Source organism: Streptomyces sp. NTD107, assembly GCF_059510435.1.
Genome location: NZ_JCAJZV010000015.1, coordinates 126,921 through 143,035, shown reverse-complemented (window position 1 = coordinate 143,035; position 16,115 = coordinate 126,921). Strand labels below are relative to the sequence as shown.

Here is a 16,115-nt window from a genome sequence, read left to right as displayed (position 1 = left end):
ACGACGGACGCCCGGCACCGTGCGGAGGCCAAGGCGGCGCTGATCACCCTGGTCGAACACGCCCTCATGGCCCGGCTGCGCTGACCGCACCGGTATTTCCCGCGCTCACCCACTGCCACGCCCGGTAGTCTCCCCGTGCTGGGGAGACGCCGCCGCGTGGCGGTTGGCTAGTCTGAGGACAAGATCCCAGCAGCCACTGAAGGGCAACGCAGCCGTGCGCATCGCCAGATTCTCCATCGACGGCACCGTCGGATTCGGTGTGGTGGAGGGGGAGCCCACCGACGAGGACGGGCTCGTACTCGACATCATCAAGGGCCACCCCTTCGCCGAATTCGAGCGCTCGGGCCGCCGGGTCCCGCTCAAGGCGGTCCGGCTGCTGCCCCCCGTACTCCCCAGCAAGGTCGTCGCGATCGGCCGCAACTACGCCGAGCACGCCCGCGAGCTGGGCAACGAGGTCCCCGACGTCCCCATCACCTTCTTCAAGCCCTCCACCTCGGTGATCGGCGACGGCGACGCCATCCGCTACCCCTCCATCTCAAGAGACGTCCACCACGAGGCCGAGCTGGCCGTGGTCATCGGGCGGATGTGCCGCGATGTGCCGCGCGAGCGCGCCAAGGACGTCATCCTCGGCTACACCTGCGCGAACGACGTCACCGCGCGCGACGTCCAGGACCGCGAGAAGCAGTGGGCCCGCGCCAAGGGCTTCGACACCTCCTGCCCGCTCGGCCCGTGGATCGTCACGGACGTGGACCCGGCCGACCTCGCCATCATGTGCACCGTGAACGGCGAGCAGCGGCAGCTGGGCCGCACCAGCGAGATGGTCCGCACCGTGGAGGACCTGATCGTGCACATCAGTGAGTCGATGACGCTGCTCCCGCAGGACGTCATCCTCACCGGCACCCCGGCCGGCGTCGGCCCGCTGCACGCCGGCGACGAGGTCGCCGTCTCCATCGAAGGCATCGGCACTCTCACCAACAAGGTCGTCAAGGCGTGACTAGTCCCACCACCCCCTCCGTCCGTGTGCGCTTCTGCCCGTCCCCGACGGGCAACCCCCATGTGGGCCTGGTGCGCACCGCCCTGTTCAACTGGGCCTTCGCCCGCCACCACGGCGGCACCATGGTCTTCCGCATCGAGGACACCGACGCGGCCCGCGACTCGGAGGAGTCCTACGCGGCGCTCCTCGACTCGATGCGCTGGCTCGGCCTGGACTGGGACGAGGGCCCCGAAGTGGGCGGCCCGCACGCCCCGTACCGGCAGTCGCAGCGGATGGACCTCTACGCCGACGTCGCGCGGCGGCTGCGCGCGGCGGGCCGGGCGTACCCCTGCTACTGCACCACCGCCGAGCTGGACGAGCGCCGCGAGGCGGCGCGGGCGGCCGGGAAGCACTCCGGGTACGACGGGCACTGCCGCGAGCTGAGCGCCGAGCAGATCGCGGCGTACGAGTCGGAGGGCCGTACCCCGATCATCCGCTTCCGGATGCCGGACGAGCAGATCACCTTCACCGACCTGGTGCGCGGCGAGCTGACGTTCGCCCCGGAGCACGTCTCCGACTACGGCATCGTGCGCGCCAACGGTGCCCCGTTGTACACCCTGGTCAACCCGGTCGACGACGCGCTCATGGAGATCACCCATGTGCTGCGCGGCGAGGACCTGCTGTCCTCGACGCCGCGGCAGATCGCGCTGTACGGGGCCCTGGCCGAGATCGGCGTCGGGTCCGGCCGGATCCCCGAGTTCGGTCATCTGCCCTATGTGATGGGGGAGGGGAACAAGAAGCTCTCCAAGCGTGACCCGGAGTCCTCGCTCAATCTGTACCGCGAGCGCGGCTTCCTGCCCTCGGGGCTGCTCAACTACCTGTCCCTGCTGGGCTGGTCGATCGCCGAGGACCGGGACATCTTCTCGGTCGAGGAGATGGTGGCCGCCTTCGAGATCGGCGATGTCAACGCCAACCCGGCGCGCTTCGATCTGAAGAAGGCCGAGGCGATCAACGCGGTGCACGTGCGGGAGCTGCCGCTGGACGCGTTCGTGGCGGCGTGCGCGCCGTGGCTGGCCGCGCCGTACGCGCCGTGGAAGCCGGAGGCGTACGACCGGGCGGCGTTCGAGGAGTTGGCGCCGCTGGCGCAGACCCGGCTGACGGTGCTCTCCGACATCACGGCCAATGTCGACTTCCTCTTCCTGGACGCGCCGGTCGAGGACGAGAAGTCCTGGCAGAAGGCGATGAAGCCGGGCGCGGAGCTGGTGCTGGCCGCCGCCGGTGAGCGGCTGGCGGGGGCCGACTGGAGCTCCGCCGAGTCCCTCAAGGAGGCCGTGCAGGCCGCCGGTGAGGCGCACGGGCTGAAGCTCGGCAAGGCGCAGGCGCCGGTGCGGGTGGCGGTCACCGGGCGCACGGTCGGGCTGCCGCTCTTCGAGTCGCTGGTGGTGCTGGGCCGTGACCGGACGCTGGCCCGGATCGAGGCGGCGCTGGCGAAGCTGGCCGGCTGAGGCACGGGCGGCCCCTGCGGCGCGGACGCGGCCGGGGACAGGGACGGTACGGGCACGGAGGGCCTCGCCGCGGCGGGGCCCTCCGGGTGCGTGGCGCCCGGCTTCAAAATGCGACATATCGGGTGATGGCATAGCGTTTTGCCACGTCAGTATCACTGACCTGGCACAGCACCCGATATGAGGAGGCAATGCATGCTCGCGCAGAAGACTCTCCCGCTCATCGCCCAGCCCATCGAGGCCGAGGCGGCCCACGCCCTCATGACCGAGACCGAAGCACCCCGCAGCGACGCCCCGGTCTTCGCACCGGAAGCGCTCGGGCTGCTGCTCCTGGCACTCCTGCTGTCGCCGAAGGCGCCGTCGGAGCCCAAGGACAAGTGACGCCGGCGCCGGCAGACGGCTCCTTCCGCCCGCTCGCCGGACCGCGCCGACCGGTGGGGTGCCCGTGACGACGGAACCCACCGCGAGCACCGTCCGTACGGCGTACGCAGAAGCGACCGCCGACGCGGCGCGCTGTGTCCTCGACGCCCTGCGGGGCATCGGGGACACAGCCCCGCTCGCCCGGTACGCCGAGCGCGCCGCCGACCCCAAGGCCGCCCTGGCCGCCGTACGCGTGCTGAGCGCCGACGCCCTCGCCCCGTACGCCGTCACCGGCGGCACCCCGGACCCCGGGGACCTCGCGGTCATCAGCCAGGCCGCGTCCGTCTTCCCCGCCCCGGTGATCGACCAGCCCCCGCCCGACGGGCCGGTCGAGAACTGGGCCATCGCCTGGCGCGACTGGGCCACCACCACGCTGGCCGTCCGGCTCGGCGACGGCGGCCCGCGCCCCACACCCCCCGCCACCGGCACCGTCCTGACCGACACCGCCCCCTGGCAGTCCTGGGCCGCCACCTTGGCCCGGCTCTCCCCACTCAGCCTGCCCGGCGTGGACGGCCCCGTACCGGACGCCGCCCGCCGCCACCCCGTACCGCTGGCCCGCGCCGCCACCCGCGCCATGCTGCGCCGCGACTACCCCACCGCCGCCCGGCTGGCACGCTGGCTCGCCGTCGCCCACCGCGACGGGGCGCAGCTGCCCCTGGACCCCGCCGTCTTCACCGAGCACATCGCCCTGCACTCCGCGGGCGAGCCCCGGCTCGCCCTCGATCTGGCGGTGGCCCGGCTGCTGCTGGGGAGGCCCGCATGACCACCGCTGTCACCTCCATCGCCCACCAGGTCGCGACCGGGGCCTTCCGCTGGCTGGTACGGCACCGCGAGCACGGCGCCCTCCCCGAGGGCACCACCGTGGACCTCGGTGACCCCAACGGCGCCTACAAGCCGCTCGGCGAGGCCGCCCTGGCCGGCTCCCTGGTGCTGCGCGAGTCCGCCACCGGCAGCGAGGGCGTACAGGCGGCCCGCACCCTGCTGGACTTCGGCTGGGAACAACTGCGCGCCGGCGACATGCTCTACGAGCGGCAGCTGCGGCACACGCTGCTGACCGACCCGCTGGAGGTGTACGCGCACTTCGCCCGGGCCGGCTACCGCCACCGGGGCCTGGACGACCTGCTGGCCCACCACGCCCGGCTGCGCTCGGTGCGGGCGGCCGAGATGATGCCCAACCGCAAGCTGGCGGTCGCCAACGCCGCCCGGCTGGCCGGCCTGGACTTCGACTTCGACTGGGACCGCCTGGCCCGCGCCAGTTGGCTGGGCGCCACCCCCGAGCCGTGGGCCATCGACTGGATGACCGCGTACTCCATGACCCACACCGTCTTCCACCTCACCGACTGGGGAGCCCGTCCCGAAGGGCTGCCGGAGGACATCGCGAGCTACCTCACCACCTGGCTGCCGGTCTGGACGGACATCTGGCGCGAGGTGGCCCAGTGGGACCTGGTCGCCGAGCTGATGATCGTCGGCTCCTGTCTGCCGGACCCGGTGTGCGACCCGGCCGACTGGGCGGCGCTGGCGGCGATCCAGCACCCGGACGGGCTGGTGCCCCGGGACGGCGATCCGGTCGGCGAGGACCCGGCACGGCGGTTCGCCGATCACCAGCACACCGCCGTGGTCGCCGCCGTCGCCGGGAGCATCGCGGTCTCCCGAACCCTCGGATGAGCACACTGGAGACGGCGGCCGAACCGCTGCTCACGCCGCTGACCGCCGCCGCGCCGGGCGCCAGCGCGGTGGCGGTGGCGGTGCGCCGCGCGGGGGAGCGGCTGGTGGCGGTCAGCGGGAACACCGCGCACGGCGCCGCCGGCACCCCGGCCGGCCCGGACACCCGCTTCGAGATCGGCTCGCTGACCAAGACCTACACGGCGCTGCTGCTGGCGGAGCTGGCGGCCCGGGGTGAGGTTCGCTACGACGACCCGATCGACCGCTTTCTGCCGCCGGGCGCCGCCCCGTACCGGCGGATCGGCGGCGCGCCGATCACCCTGTTGCAACTGGCCACCCACACGTCGGGACTGCCCAGGCTGCCGCCGGGGCTGCTGCGGCGCGCGCTGCCGCGCTGGTTCTCCAACCCGTACGACGGGTACGGCCCGGGCGATCTGCTGGCCGCCCTCGGCCACACCCGGCCGTTCGCCGCCCCCGGCACCCGGATGCGCTACTCGAACTACGGCGTGGGGCTGCTCGGCATGCTGCTGGCCCGGGCGGCGGGTGAGCCGTACGGGGGCTACGAACGGCTGCTGGGCGCGCGGGTGCTGGCGCCACTGGGACTGCACCGTACCGGCGGAACGGCGGCGGCGGATGCGGGGGAGCCGGCCGAGGAGGCGGAGGAGACGGAGGTGGCGCGGGACGTCACCGGCTACTGGCACGGCCGGGCCCGGCCGGTCTGGCGGATCCCCGGTCTCCCGGCGGCCGGCGTGCTGCGCGCCGGGGCCGGTGATCTGCTGCGTTATCTGGAGGCGCTGGCCGATCCCGGCCGACTGGACGGCGCGGTGCCGGCGACGCTGCGTACGGCGCTGTCGGAGGTGACCCGGCCCCGGCTGGCGGTGCGGCCGGGCGGTGACCGGATCGCGCTGATCTGGAATGTCAGGGCCCGGCCCGGGCACCGGCTGTACTTCCACTCGGGGGGCACCCGGGGGTGTACGGCCTTCGCCGGCTTCAGCCCGGAGCGCGGGGTGGTGCTGGCCGCGGTGGCCAACCGGTCACCCGCCCTGAACGGGGCATTCATCCAGCGGGCGTATCTGCTGCTGAGGGAACTGGCGGGTGGGACAACTCGTTTTGGAGCACCGTCCCCGATCGGGTAATGTTCTTCCTGTCGCCGGGACAGACCGGCGGACGCCAAGCAAAACTCCCACTGGGAGTTGCGATTTGGTGGGCTATGGTGTAATTGGCAGCACGACTGATTCTGGTTCAGTTAGTCTAGGTTCGAGTCCTGGTAGCCCAGCGCGATCTGCTCGCAGATCAAAGCCCCCGTTGTGTAGCGGCCTAGCACGCTGCCCTCTCACGGCAGTAGCGCCGGTTCGAATCCGGTCGGGGGTACGGATCCTTAGGGATCTTGTGTGGGCCCCCGTTGTGTAGCGGCCTAGCACGCCGCCCTCTCAAGGCGGTAGCGCCGGTTCGAATCCGGTCGGGGGTACGCGAACGTAAGCCCTCCTTCTCACCACTGGTGAGAAGGAGGGCTTTTCGCTGTTCAGGGGTGCGGGCCGAGCTGCTGGGCGGCGGTCTCGGCCTGGGCGAGGCGCCGCAGGCTCAGCAGCACCGGTTCGTAGAGCACGGTGAGCGCGACGGCCGCCTCCAACTGGGTGGTGGGTGAGGCGAACTCACCGATCAGCGCCACCTCGTGCCCGGCGAGCCGGCCGGCGGCCTCGCCGTACGGCAGCAGTTGCTCGACGGTGCAGGGATAGCCGAGCCGCAGCAGCGCGGTGAGGGCGGAGATCAGCGCCTGGTGGGCCGGGTTGTCCGGCACGAGCCGCCAGCCGAGCCGCCGTTGCAACTCCTCGGCGAGGGTGCGGGCGGCGGCGACCGTGGCGTCGTTCTCGCGCGGCGGCGCGGGGTGCGGGAGGGCCGCGATGGCGGTGCCGATCCGGGTGAGCTGGTCGGTGCGGTCGTCCTCGATGGCGGTGAGCACCTCCCGGGCGGTGGCCACCGGGATGCGGCCGACCTGCACCAGCGCCCGCACCAGCCGCAGCCGGCGCAGATGCTCCTCGCCGTACGCGGACTGGGTGGCGGTAACCCGCTCGCCCGGTGGCAGCAGCCCTTCCCGCAGGTAGTACTTGATCGTCGCGGTGGTCACCCCACTGCGCTCGCTCAGCTCCGCCAGCCGCATGCGGCCTCCCGCTCATTTTCTTTTCCGGATCCCCTTGCGCGAATGCGTTGGAGAGTGAGACTATCCAATCATGGATAGCGCAACTATCCAATGGGTGAGCAGGTGTACGAGAGGGCGGGTGCGGCATGAGCGGCAAGATCATCGACGGCCGGATGACGGCGGCCTCCACGGGGGAGATCACGCTGTTTCTGATCGGTATGCGGATCAACAGCTTCTGGCGGGTGCGCCACTGGTGGCCGGTGCTGATGGCGATGCCCAGGATGCTGAAGGAGCTGTCCCGGGATCCGGACAGCGGGCTGCTGGGCCACCGGCTGCTGCTGGGCGGGCCCCGGCAGGTCTGCGTGGTGCAGTACTGGAGCTCGCACGAGCGGCTGCTGGCCTACGCCTCGGCGCAGGAGGGCGCACACCGGCCGGCCTGGGCGGCGTTCAACCGCCGCATACGGCAGGGCCGGGGCCGGGTGGGCTTCTGGCACGAGACCTATGTGATCCCGGCCGGCGCCCATGAGGCGATCTACATGAACATGCCGCCGTTCGGCCTGGGCGCGATCGGCGGGGTGATACCGGCGGGCCGGCGCGGCGAGCGGGCGGCGGAGCGACTGGCGCTGTAGGCGAGGGGGAGCGGTGGGGCGGTCAGTGGCCGCCGCCGCGCCGCAGTGCCTCGGTGAGCCGGCCCGCGGCGTCGATCAGGGCCTGGGCGTGCATCCGGCCCGGGTGCCGGGTCAGCCGCTCGATCGGACCGGAGACGGACACCGCCGCCACGACCCGGTTGGAGGGGCCGCGTACCGGGGCGGACACCGAGGCCACCCCCGGCTCGCGCTCGCCGATCGACTGGGCCCAGCCCCGGCGGCGTACCCCGGACAGCGCGGTCGCGGTGAACCGGGCGCCCTGGAGACCGTGGTGCAGTCGCTCGGGCTCCTCCCAGGCCAGCAGGATCTGGGCCGCCGAGCCGGCCTTCATCGGCAGCGTGGAGCCCACCGGCACGGTGTCCCGCAGCCCGGACAGCCGCTCCGCGGCGGCCACGCAGATACGCATGTCGCCCTGCCGGCGGTACAGCTGGGCGCTCTCCCCGGTGAGGTCCCGCAGATGCGTCAGCACCGGCCCGGCCGCCGCCAGCAGCCGGTCCTCGCCGGCCGCCGCCGCAAGCTCCGCCAGCCGCGGGCCCAGCACGAAGCGGCCCTGCATGTCGCGGGCCAGCAGCCGGTGGTGCTCCAGGGCCACCGCCATACGGTGCGCGGTGGGCCTGGCCAGTCCCGTGGCCGACACCAGACCGGCCAGCGTGGCCGGACCGGACTCCAGCGCACCCAGCACCAGGGCCGCCTTGTCCAGTACACCCACTCCGCTGGAGTCGCCACGTGAATTGTCCATGCAACGATATTCGCGTCTCACAGTGTGAAACGCAAGTTCCTTTTTCCCCGGAAGGGGCCACCCTGGACTGCCAGGGTCCGCAACGTGGTGGGCCCGGCCACCGTCCGGTGCGCGGGGAGCGGACGGCGGCCACGGCGAGCGGAGGGAATGCGATGGGACGGACACTGGCGGAGAAAGTCTGGGACGACCACGTCGTCCGGCGTGCGGAGGGCGAGCCCGACCTGCTCTACATCGATCTCCACCTGCTGCACGAGGTGACCAGCCCGCAGGCGTTCGACGGGCTGCGCAAGAGCGGCCGTACGGTGCGCCGCACCGACCTCACCATCGCCACCGAGGACCACAACACCCCCACCCTCGACATCGACAAGCCGATCGCCGACCCGGTCTCCCGCACCCAGCTGGAGACCCTGCGCAAGAACTGCGCCGAGTTCGGGGTCCGGCTGCACTCGCTGGGCGACGACGAGCAGGGCGTGGTGCACGTGGTCGGCCCGCAGCTGGGGCTCACCCAGCCGGGCACCACCGTGGTCTGCGGCGACAGCCACACCTCCACCCACGGGGCGTTCGGCGCGCTGGCGTTCGGCATCGGCACCAGCCAGGTCGAGCATGTGCTGGCCACCCAGACCCTGCCGATGGCGCCGTTCCGCACCATGGCGATCACGGTCGAGGGCGAGCTGCCCGAGAGCGTCACCGCCAAGGACCTGATCCTGGCCGTCATCGCCCGGATCGGCACCGGCGGCGGCCAGGGCTATGTCATCGAATACCGTGGCGAGGCCATCGAGAAGCTCTCGATGGAGGCCCGGATGACGATCTGCAACATGTCCATCGAGGCGGGCGCCCGGGCCGGCATGATCGCCCCCGACGAGACCACCTTCTCCTATCTGCGCGGTCGCGACCACGCCCCCGGCGGCGCCGAGTGGGACGAGGCCGTCGCCTACTGGAAGACGCTGCGCACCGATGAGGACGCCGTCTTCGACCACGAAGTCGTCATCGACGCCGCCGAGCTGGCGCCGTTCGTCACCTGGGGCACCAACCCCGGGCAGGGTGCCCCGCTGTCGGCCGCCGTGCCCGACCCGGAGCAGTACACCGACCCCAGTGAGCGGCTGGCCGCCCAGAAGGCACTGGAGTACATGGGCCTGACCGCCGGGGTGCCGCTGCGCGAGATCTCCGTGGACACCGTCTTCGTCGGCTCGTGTACCAACGGCCGCATCGAGGACCTGCGCTCCGCCGCCGCCGTCCTCAAGGGCCGCAAGATCGCCGACGGGGTACGGATGCTGGTGGTGCCCGGTTCCGTCCGGGTGGCGCTGCAAGCCGTGCAGGAAGGTCTGGACAAGGTGTTCACTGCGGCCGGCGCCGAATGGCGGCACGCCGGCTGCTCCATGTGCCTGGGCATGAACCCGGATCAGCTGGCCCCCGGCGAGCGCTCCGCCTCCACCTCCAACCGCAACTTCGAGGGCCGGCAGGGCAAGGGTGGCCGTACCCATCTGGTCTCCCCGCAGGTGGCCGCCGCCACCGCGGTCACCGGCACCCTCGCGTCCCCGGCCGACCTGGCCGGCGTCCCCGTCCCCGTGGAGGTCTGAGCCATGGAAGCATTCACCACCCACACCGGCCGGGCCGTCCCGCTGCGCCGCTCCAATGTCGACACCGACCAGATCATCCCCGCCCACTGGCTGAAGAAGGTCACCCGGGACGGCTTCGAGGACGGCCTGTTCGAGGCATGGCGCAAGGACCCGGAGTTCATCCTCAACCGGCCGGAACGCTCCGGCGCCACCGTCCTGGTGGCGGGCCCGGACTTCGGCACCGGCTCCTCCCGCGAACACGCCGTCTGGGCACTCCAGAACTACGGCTTCAAGACGGTGATCTCCGCGCGGTTCGCGGACATCTTCCGGGGCAACTCGCTCAAGAACGGTCTGCTGACCGTGGTCCTCCCGCAGGACACCGTCGAGGAGCTGTGGCGGCTCACCGAGTCCGACCCGACCGCCGCCGTCACCGTGGACCTGGTCACCCGCACGGTCACCGCCGAGGGCATCGAGGCCCCGTTCGAGCTGGACGAGAACGCCCGCTGGCGGCTGCTCGAAGGGCTCGACGACATCAGCATCACGCTCAAGAACGAGGACGAGATCGCCGCCTTCGAGGCGCGCCGGCCCGCGTACAAGCCGCGCACGCTCACGCACTGACTCCCGTACCGCCGGGCGTGGTTCACCGAGATCCGCGCCGCCCCGCCCCCGACCGGCCCGCCGGACGGGGGCGGTGGCGTTCTCGGCGCCGAACGGCCCGGCGCGCGGCGCCCTTTGGGGGCTTACCGGGCGAGAGCGGATGCAAGGTGGCACAATCGGCTTATGGAACGCGACGGTCAACCTGAGCTGTACGACCTCGTCGCCGCTCGGCTGAAAGAGGCGCACCGTGCGGTGCGAGCCGCACAAGTGCCCGAGCCCGTACGGCAGGCCCTCACCCGGAAGCTGCTGGTGATCACGGCGGCGGCCAAGCAGGACCTGCCGGGCGCCGCCCGCCGTCTGGAGCGGCTGATCGCGGACGTCGACGCGGGGCGGATGCCGCCCGATCCACCCGGCCACCGCCGTGATGGAACCGCGTGACGGTCGAGTTCGTTGCGACACAAGGGTGATTCGCCCGTTTCACGTTTGATTTGCGGAATATATCTGCCTAACGTGCGAAAAAGCTTGAACACATTCGTTCCAGCCATGCCTGCGAAGGGGAAGACGTGAACAAGGCGCAGCTCGTAGAAGCGATTGCAGACAAGCTCGGCGGTCGCCAGCAGGCCGCTGACGCGGTGGACATCGTTCTCGATGCCATCATCCGCGCAGTGGTGGCCGGTGAGCGGGTTTCGGTCACCGGTTTCGGGTCGTTCGAGAAGGTCAACCGCCCCGCCCGGTACGCGCGCAATCCCCAGACCGGGGAGCGGGTCCGGGTCAAGAAGACCTCCGTCCCCCGCTTCCGGGCCGGCCAGGGCTTCAAGGACCTGGTCGCCGGCACCAAGAAGCTCCCCAAGAACGACGTCGCCGTGAAGAAGGCCCCCAAGGGCAGCCTCTCGGGTGGCACCACCACCAAGAAGGCCGCTGCGAAGAAGGCCACCGCCAAGAAGACCACGGCGAAGAAGACCACCGCCAAGAAGACCACCGCGAGGAAGGCCACCACCAAGAAGGCCACCGCCAAGAAGACCACGGCGAAGAAGGCCCCGGCCAAGAAGACCACCGCCAAGAAGGCACCGGCCAAGCGGGCCTCCGCCCGCAAGACCACCGCCAAGAAGGCCACCGCGCGCCGCGGGTGAGCCAAGGCACGAAAGCTCCGTCCCGCGGGCCGGTCTCCCCCATCGGGGAGCCCGGCCCGCGCGCGTATGCCCCCGGCCCCGCCCCCGCCCCGTGCCGCCCCGCACTACGATGCCCGCATGCAGGCCACCGCGTACACCTACGACCCCGGCACCCGCAGCGGCAGCGTGCTGCTGGACGACGGCACCGCCCTCGACTTCGGCACCGACGCCTTCGACGCCGGCGGGCTGCTGCTGCTCCGCCCCGGCCAGCGGGTACGGATCGAGACGGCGGACGGCACCCCCGCCGCCCCCATCACCCTGGTGACACTCCAGACACTGTGACCCCGCGGACCCCCGCCGCGGTGCGCGGACCCACCCCCAGCGCCAGCGCCCGCCGCAGATCCGCCCCGGTGTCCACGTCCTGACGCACGCTGTCCACCCCGGACAGGGTGAGTTCCACCGCCCCCGCGTCACGGTGCCGCGCCCGCGACGCCCCCTCGAACGCCGGCTCCAGCGCCACCCCCGGCCGCGCCGTCAGCACCGTGGTGCCCACCCCCGCCGCGTCCGCCACGAACGCCCGTGGATGACCCGCTGCCGCCGCCAGCACCCGCGCCAGCTCCGCCGGGCGCAGCGCCGGCAGATCCGCCCCCAGCACCGCCACCGCCGCCGGGGTGCGCCGCTCCCGCACCACCCGCTCACCGTGCGCCAGCGCCGCGTTGAGACCCGCGCGCGGCGCGTCCGGCACCACCAGCGCCCCCAGCCGCGCCAGCCGCCGCGCCGCCAGCGGATCATCCGTGACAACCGCCACATCCCGTACCACCGCACACGCCAGCGCCGCCGCCACCGTGTCCTCGGCGAAAGCCAGTACCAAAGCGGACCGCCGCTGGCCGGCGGCCACCGCCGTCAGCCGGCTCTTGGCCAGCCCCAGCGGCTTCAACGGCACGATCAGCGACCATCCGGCCTGCTGTGGCATCGCGTTCCCCTCCCGGCTCGCACCCGTCCGCCCAGTCTGCCTGCCCGCCACGGGCACCGGGACGTAAGGTCACAGGATGCCCACGGGGTCACTGTGCCCCGCTGGACAGTCAAACCACCTGGAGCGACACTTGTCCGGCGCTCCCGCAAGGCCGTGCCGGAGCAGTGCAAGAGGAGATGGTGTCCGAGTGTCCCGCCGCAGAATCGGCCTCTACTACCGATGCGCCGCGCTTCTGGTCAAGCCCCCGATGCTGATCCTGTTCACGCGGGACTGGCGGGGGCAGGAAAACATTCCGGACCACGGCGGATTCATCACCGCCGTGAATCACAACTCCTATCTCGACCCGCTCTCCTACGCGCACTTCCAGTACAACACCGGACGGGTGCCGCGCTTCCTGGCCAAGGTCGGGCTGTTCAAGGGGGGCTTCGTCGGCTTCATGATGCGCGGCACCGGCCAGATCCCCGTCTACCGGGAGACCTCCGACGCCGCCGGCGCCTTCCGCGCCGCCGTGGACGCCGTCAACAGCGGGGAATGCGTCGCCTTCTACCCCGAAGGCACCCTCACCCGCGACCCCGACCTGTGGCCCATGGCCGGCAAGACCGGCGCCGCCCGGGTCGCCCTGCTCACCCGCGCCCCGGTGATCCCGGTGGCCCAGTGGGGCGCCAACGAGGCGATGCCGCCGTACGCCAAGGACCACAAGTTCCGGCTCTTCCCGCGCAAGACCCTCACCGTGGTCGCCGGGCCGCCGGTGGACCTGAGTGACCTGTACGACCTCGAACCCTCCACCGAGGTGCTGCGCGCCGCCACCGAGCGGATCATGGACGCCATCACCGGACAACTCGCCGGGATCCGGCAGCAGACCCCGCCGGCCAGCCGCTATGTGCACGACCGGGACCGTACGGAGCCCCCCGCCGCCGCACGGCCGGGCACCGCCGGTGCCGCCGGTGCCGCCCCCGAGCAGGAGATCAAGGAGATCAGCGAGTGACCCGCGTCGCCGTCTTCGGCAACGGTTCCTGGGGAACCGCCTTCGCCATGGTGCTGGCCGACGCCGGCGCCCAGGTCGAACTGTGGGGCCGGCGCGCCGCCCTCGCCGAGACCATCAACACCACCCGCACCAACCCGGACTATCTGCCCGGCATCCGGCTGCCCGGCGGCGTGCACGCCACCGCCGACGCCGCGCAGGCGGCGGCGGGCGCCGAGTTCACCGTGCTCGCCGTACCCTCCCAGACGCTGCGCGGCAACCTCGCCGCCTGGACCCCGCTGCTGCCCCCCGACACCGTGCTGGTCTCCTTGATGAAGGGCGTGGAACTGGGCACCAGCAAGCGGATGAGCGAGGTCATCGCGGAGGTGACCGGCGCCGGCCCGGAACGGATCGCCGTACTGTCCGGACCCAACCTCGCCCGCGAGATCGCCGAACGGCAGCCCGCCGCCTCCGTCGTCGCCTGCCGCGACGAGGACGTCGCCCGCCGCCTCCAGGCCGCCTGCCACACCGGGTACTTCCGCCCGTACACCAACACCGACGTGGTCGGCTGCGAGCTCGGCGGCGCCGTCAAGAACGTCATCGCCCTCGCCGTGGGCATCGCCGGCGGCATGGGCCTGGGCGACAACGCCAAGGGGTCCCTCATCACCCGCGGGCTGGCCGAGACCACCCGGCTGGGCCTGGCGATGGGCGCCGACGCGCACACCTTCGCCGGACTCGCCGGAATGGGTGACCTCGTCGCCACCTGTTCCTCCCCGCTGTCCCGCAACAACACCTTCGGCACCAACCTCGGGCGGGGGATGACCCTCGAAGAGACCATCGCCGTCACCAAACAGACCGCCGAAGGCGTGAAATCCTGCCGCTCCGTCCTCGATCTGGCGCGCCGTCACGACGTCGACATGCCGCTGACCGAAACGGTCGTGGGCATTGTCCACGACGGGCTGCCGCCCGCCGTCGCGCTCAAGGAGCTGATGGCGCGCAGCGCCAAGGCCGAGCTTCGCTGACCGGCGGGCAGGTGTGCGAGTAGCCTCATGGGGTTATGAGCAGCGACTCCACACCCCAGAGCCCCAAGCCCCGCGTCGCCGTCGTCTTCGGCGGACGCAGCTCCGAGCACACCATCTCGGTCCTCACCGCGGGCGCCGTGCTCCGTTCGATCGACCGTGACCGCTACGACGTGCTGCCCATCGGTATCACCACCGACGGCCGCTGGGCGCTGACCGCCGACGACCCCGACCGGATGGCCATCAGCGGCCGTGAACTCCCGACCGTGGCGGGCATCGCCGAACCCGGCGGCGGCTCGGTGCTGCTGCCGGTCGACCCGGCCGACCGCGAGGTCGTCTACTGCGAACCGGGTTCGGTGCCCAAGGACCTCGGCGACGTCGACGTCGTCTTCCCCGTGCTGCACGGCCCGTACGGCGAGGACGGCACGCTCCAGGGCCTGCTGGAGCTGTCCGGCGTGCCCTATGTGGGCGCCGGCGTGCTCGCCTCCGCCGTCGGCATGGACAAGGAGTACATGAAGCGGATCTTCACCTCCTTCGGCCTGCCGGTCGGCCCCTACACCGTCGTCCGCCCGCGCGAGTGGCAGGCCGACCCGGCCGCCGCCCGCAAGAGGATCGTGGACTTCGCCGCCGATCACGGCTGGCCGGTCTTCGTGAAGCCCGCTCGGGCCGGCTCCTCCATGGGCATCAGCAAGGTCGACGACCTGGCCGGCCTGGACGAGGCCATCGCCGAGGCCCAGGCCCACGACCCCAAGATCATCGTGGAGTCGCTGCTGAGCGGCCGGGAGATCGAGTGCGGCGTGCTGGAGTTCGAGGACGGCCCGCGCGCCTCCGTACCCGCCGAGATCCCGCCCGTCTCCCAGCACGACTTCTACAGCTTCGAGGCCAAGTATTTGGACGCGGCGGAAGGCATCGTGCCCGCGCCGCTGACGCCGGAGCAGACCGCGCGCGTACGGGAGCTGGCGGTGCTCGCCTACGAGGCCGTCTCCTGCGAGGGCCTGGTGCGCGCGGACTTCTTCCTGTGCGACGACGGCGAGTTCGTCATCAACGAGATCAACACCCTGCCCGGGTTCACCCCGATCTCGATGTACCCCAGGATGTGGCAGGCCAGCGGCGTGGACTACCCGGAGCTGATCGACCGGCTCATCCAGGCGGCGCTGCGCCGCTCCACGGGGCTGCGCTAGGACACGGCGTGCGCGGGGCCGGGGGCGGTCGTACGATGCGGTACGGCTCCCCGGTCCCGGCCCCCGTCGCGTCGCGGCTCAGGAGCCGGGCGGCTGGTCGGCGTACAACTCGTCCAGCGGCACGTGGTCGGCGATCGCCGCGGCGAGATCCACCAGCGGGTTCACCTCGGGCGCGTACGCCGCCGGCACGGTCACCTCCACGAACACCGTGCGGTGCGTGGTGGTGAACAGCTTTCCGCCCCCCGGAGCGTCCTCCAGCAGCCAGGACACCCCGTTGACATCCACCGCGTCCGCCAGCGGGTCATAACCCTCCTCGCCCGGCGTGAGCAGCAGCGGCAGCGGCACCCCGCAGCGCAGCACGATCCCCGGGTCCCCCCACACCGCGACATGGCCAGCGCCGGCGGCGGCGTCGTCCGTACGCCGCTGCCCCTCCACCCGCTCCGGCAGCGCCGCGGCCACCGCGTCGCACACCCGCGCCGCCGCGGCGTCCGGGGTCGGCGCCACCACCGCGCCGCCACCGCCGCCCGCGCCGCCACCGCCGCCCGCGCCGCCACCGCCCGCCGCGGAACATCCGGCCAGCGCCACCAGCACGGCCAGGGCGGCCGGCACGGTGCCGGTACTGCGTACGGTGAGGCTCAC

19 protein-coding genes, 3 tRNA genes and 1 pseudogene are annotated in these 16,115 nt (G+C 72.2%); 19 read left to right on the top strand and 4 right to left on the bottom strand.

What is annotated here, in order from left to right; translation table 11 throughout:
• From AC5WRL_RS24650 to AC5WRL_RS24605, 10 genes and pseudogenes are all read left to right on the top strand, one after another.
• A pseudogene (locus AC5WRL_RS24650) lies at window positions 1-84 on the top strand (ATP-binding protein); the annotation flags it as partial.
• A 130-nt stretch (window positions 85-214) separates the two neighbouring features.
• Window positions 215-994: a fumarylacetoacetate hydrolase family protein gene (locus AC5WRL_RS24645; RefSeq protein ID WP_496090844.1), complete on the top strand. Its 780-nt coding sequence runs from the start codon at window positions 215-217 to the stop codon at window positions 992-994.
• Window positions 991-2,478, top strand: a complete 1,488-nt coding sequence (gene gltX / locus AC5WRL_RS24640) for a glutamate--tRNA ligase (RefSeq protein WP_496090843.1) — start codon at window positions 991-993, stop codon at window positions 2,476-2,478. Before AC5WRL_RS24645 ends, gltX begins: the two co-directional genes overlap by 4 nt.
• Before the next feature lie 192 nt (window positions 2,479-2,670).
• Window positions 2,671-2,856 carry a hypothetical protein gene (locus AC5WRL_RS24635; protein ID WP_496090842.1) on the top strand — a complete coding sequence of 62 codons (186 nt, stop codon included), beginning with the start codon at window positions 2,671-2,673 and terminating at the stop codon, window positions 2,854-2,856.
• A gap of 64 nt (window positions 2,857-2,920) precedes the next feature.
• Entirely contained in the window at window positions 2,921-3,658 is a 738-nt protein-coding gene (locus tag AC5WRL_RS24630) for a hypothetical protein (RefSeq protein ID WP_496090841.1), read from the top strand.
• The gene (locus tag AC5WRL_RS24625) at window positions 3,655-4,560 is read left to right on the top strand and encodes a DUF6895 family protein (RefSeq protein ID WP_496090840.1); all 906 of its coding nucleotides are present in this window, start codon (window positions 3,655-3,657) and stop codon (window positions 4,558-4,560) included. The genes AC5WRL_RS24630 and AC5WRL_RS24625 overlap by 4 nt, the downstream gene beginning before the upstream one ends.
• Complete coding sequence (locus AC5WRL_RS24620; protein ID WP_496090839.1) at window positions 4,557-5,693, top strand: serine hydrolase domain-containing protein; 1,137 nt, start codon at window positions 4,557-4,559, stop codon at window positions 5,691-5,693. The genes AC5WRL_RS24625 and AC5WRL_RS24620 overlap by 4 nt, the downstream gene beginning before the upstream one ends.
• Window positions 5,694-5,761: 68 nt before the next feature.
• Window positions 5,762-5,833 (top strand) — tRNA-Gln (locus tag AC5WRL_RS24615).
• Between the two features lie 22 nt (window positions 5,834-5,855).
• Window positions 5,856-5,928, top strand: a tRNA-Glu gene (locus AC5WRL_RS24610).
• 24 nt (window positions 5,929-5,952) lie between these two features.
• Window positions 5,953-6,025 (top strand) — tRNA-Glu (locus tag AC5WRL_RS24605).
• A 54-nt stretch (window positions 6,026-6,079) separates the two neighbouring features.
• Here AC5WRL_RS24605 and AC5WRL_RS24600 read toward each other — a convergent pair.
• On the bottom strand, window positions 6,080-6,715 hold the full coding sequence (locus AC5WRL_RS24600; RefSeq protein ID WP_496090838.1) for a MerR family transcriptional regulator: 636 nt from the start codon (window positions 6,713-6,715) through the stop codon (window positions 6,080-6,082).
• Between the two features lie 125 nt (window positions 6,716-6,840).
• On the opposite strand from AC5WRL_RS24600, the gene AC5WRL_RS24595 reads away from it, so the two are divergent.
• The gene (locus AC5WRL_RS24595; protein ID WP_496090837.1) at window positions 6,841-7,323 is read left to right on the top strand and encodes a DUF4188 domain-containing protein; all 483 of its coding nucleotides are present in this window, start codon (window positions 6,841-6,843) and stop codon (window positions 7,321-7,323) included.
• 22 nt (window positions 7,324-7,345) lie between these two features.
• On the opposite strand, the gene AC5WRL_RS24590 is transcribed toward AC5WRL_RS24595, so the two are convergent.
• Entirely contained in the window at window positions 7,346-8,080 is a 735-nt protein-coding gene (locus AC5WRL_RS24590) for an IclR family transcriptional regulator (RefSeq protein ID WP_026047726.1), read from the bottom strand.
• A gap of 152 nt (window positions 8,081-8,232) precedes the next feature.
• On the opposite strand from AC5WRL_RS24590, the gene leuC reads away from it, so the two are divergent.
• From leuC to AC5WRL_RS24565, 5 genes are all read left to right on the top strand, one after another.
• Window positions 8,233-9,657: a 3-isopropylmalate dehydratase large subunit gene (gene leuC / locus AC5WRL_RS24585; protein WP_496090836.1), complete on the top strand. Its 1,425-nt coding sequence runs from the start codon at window positions 8,233-8,235 to the stop codon at window positions 9,655-9,657.
• A gap of 3 nt (window positions 9,658-9,660) precedes the next feature.
• Complete coding sequence (leuD, locus tag AC5WRL_RS24580) at window positions 9,661-10,254, top strand: 3-isopropylmalate dehydratase small subunit (RefSeq protein WP_496090835.1); 594 nt, start codon at window positions 9,661-9,663, stop codon at window positions 10,252-10,254.
• 162 nt (window positions 10,255-10,416) lie between these two features.
• Window positions 10,417-10,671, top strand: a complete 255-nt coding sequence (locus AC5WRL_RS24575) for an SCO5555 family protein (protein WP_496090834.1) — start codon at window positions 10,417-10,419, stop codon at window positions 10,669-10,671.
• A 125-nt stretch (window positions 10,672-10,796) separates the two neighbouring features.
• A complete protein-coding gene (locus AC5WRL_RS24570) occupies window positions 10,797-11,363 on the top strand; it encodes an HU family DNA-binding protein (protein WP_030738446.1) in 567 nt (188 codons plus the stop codon).
• A 117-nt stretch (window positions 11,364-11,480) separates the two neighbouring features.
• A complete protein-coding gene (locus AC5WRL_RS24565) occupies window positions 11,481-11,684 on the top strand; it encodes a hypothetical protein (RefSeq protein WP_496090833.1) in 204 nt (67 codons plus the stop codon).
• Here AC5WRL_RS24565 and cofC read toward each other — a convergent pair.
• On the bottom strand, window positions 11,656-12,315 hold the full coding sequence (cofC, locus tag AC5WRL_RS24560) for a 2-phospho-L-lactate guanylyltransferase (protein ID WP_496090832.1): 660 nt from the start codon (window positions 12,313-12,315) through the stop codon (window positions 11,656-11,658). The genes AC5WRL_RS24565 and cofC overlap by 29 nt on opposite strands.
• Before the next feature lie 187 nt (window positions 12,316-12,502).
• On the opposite strand from cofC, the gene AC5WRL_RS24555 reads away from it, so the two are divergent.
• Genes AC5WRL_RS24555 through AC5WRL_RS24545 form a run of 3 tightly spaced genes read left to right on the top strand, consistent with a single transcriptional unit; the run spans window position 12,503 to window position 15,476 of the window.
• The gene (locus AC5WRL_RS24555) at window positions 12,503-13,300 is read left to right on the top strand and encodes a lysophospholipid acyltransferase family protein (RefSeq protein WP_496090831.1); all 798 of its coding nucleotides are present in this window, start codon (window positions 12,503-12,505) and stop codon (window positions 13,298-13,300) included.
• The gene (locus tag AC5WRL_RS24550; protein WP_496090830.1) at window positions 13,297-14,298 is read left to right on the top strand and encodes an NAD(P)H-dependent glycerol-3-phosphate dehydrogenase; all 1,002 of its coding nucleotides are present in this window, start codon (window positions 13,297-13,299) and stop codon (window positions 14,296-14,298) included. The genes AC5WRL_RS24555 and AC5WRL_RS24550 overlap by 4 nt, the downstream gene beginning before the upstream one ends.
• 35 nt (window positions 14,299-14,333) lie before the next feature.
• The gene (locus AC5WRL_RS24545) at window positions 14,334-15,476 is read left to right on the top strand and encodes a D-alanine--D-alanine ligase family protein (RefSeq protein ID WP_496090829.1); all 1,143 of its coding nucleotides are present in this window, start codon (window positions 14,334-14,336) and stop codon (window positions 15,474-15,476) included.
• 78 nt (window positions 15,477-15,554) lie between these two features.
• On the opposite strand, the gene AC5WRL_RS24540 is transcribed toward AC5WRL_RS24545, so the two are convergent.
• Window positions 15,555-16,115 (bottom strand): DUF3515 domain-containing protein, encoded by a 561-nt coding sequence (locus tag AC5WRL_RS24540; RefSeq protein ID WP_496090828.1) that lies wholly within the window; start codon window positions 16,113-16,115, stop codon window positions 15,555-15,557.